The following is a 1,109-nucleotide window of genomic DNA, read 5'->3' on the forward strand; positions in this document are numbered from 1 at the left end:
CTTATTGCCAACTCATCATCAGAATCACGTCCTGCCGCTGTAATCCCCGCAATCTCATCATCTAAATTAAAACTCAATCCATGCTTTAAAGAGTTCCAAAAAGCTTCACTTTCACTTATTTCGGGATGTTGGGATGATGGTGTTTCTTCAAAATTCGGAGCATCATCGAGAACACGCAAACGATAACGTTTTCCACTTTTAGATGTTACATATTCTGGAGTGCCACCTCTCGAATTGTCATCGAGAACACGCAAACGGTAACGTTTTCCACTTTTAGATGTTACATATTCTGGAATGCTAGTATAAGTATTCATTAATACTCTTCCTTTTCAATACGCTTACCGGTAGACGCATCTATAAACACAGTGATATCATCTCTGTCGATACCTTCCTGCCATTTCATTATAGGTATATTTGCACCACCTCCTTGTGACATCGGTGAATCTACAAAATATTTATCAGAGATTTCTTGGGGCGTATCTATAGGCTGACCTGTTAATGCGTTGTACAGTTGAAGATCATTATGCCTATTGAAAAAATCAAATGCTGTTTTAATTACTTGTAAAGTCCTCTCCAATCCCTCTTTATCTCGCCCAACATCCAAAGAACCAAACATTGATGATAGTGCCTGACTTTCAAAATTTGATATAGGACCAGTTCCTACTGTTCCGCTAGGACTCATCGATTTTAGATTCTCAAATACCGTCCTTAGAACACCACCTCTAATTCCCTCCAATAATTTGTCTAATTTGTACCCATCACTTCCACCAGCTTTTTTCGTAAACCACCCCTTAAATCCTGTAGCACTACCTTTTTGAATGAGTTCAAAAGCAGCTTTCAGATCATTTAATCCAGCTCTCAACTGCTGCTTGGTGGTGAACATATTTTTTATCCTTCTACCCTCCCACTCTTTCTGGGCTTGTAGTTTTTGATTATACTCAAGTTCCTGCATCGACCCCTTAACCGGTCTCGCTCTACGTTCACCTAGTTGTGAATTGGGATCCCATTCATAACCTTTATCTAACTGAGGTTTATCACCACCTGTTAGCATCGCACTAAGCATTTGCGGATTACGTGCCATGAACCGCGCCTCTTCTTCACTGTACCCT

General features: G+C 40.2%; 1 protein-coding gene and 1 pseudogene. Both read right to left on the reverse strand.

Features of this window, described 5'->3' with window-relative positions; genetic code table 11:
* Positions 1-314, reverse strand: a pseudogene (locus ACFIJP_RS09265) (hypothetical protein); the annotation flags it as partial.
* A complete protein-coding gene (locus ACFIJP_RS09270; protein ID WP_375627131.1) occupies positions 314-1,081 on the reverse strand; it encodes a hypothetical protein in 768 nt (255 codons plus the stop codon). The gene ACFIJP_RS09270 and the pseudogene ACFIJP_RS09265, both read right to left, overlap by 1 nt.
* Positions 1,082-1,109: the final 28 nt, after the last annotated feature.

It is taken from the genome of Bartonella sp. MU37NMGALS, assembly GCF_042194015.1.
In the GTDB taxonomy this organism is placed as follows: domain Bacteria; phylum Pseudomonadota; class Alphaproteobacteria; order Rhizobiales; family Rhizobiaceae; genus Bartonella; species Bartonella grahamii.

Excerpts from the sequence above, each read along its gene's own strand:
- ACFIJP_RS09270 (WP_375627131.1), bottom strand. The coding sequence starts at position 1,081 with ATGGCACGTAATCCGCAAATGCTTAGTGCGATGCTAACAGGTGGTGAT.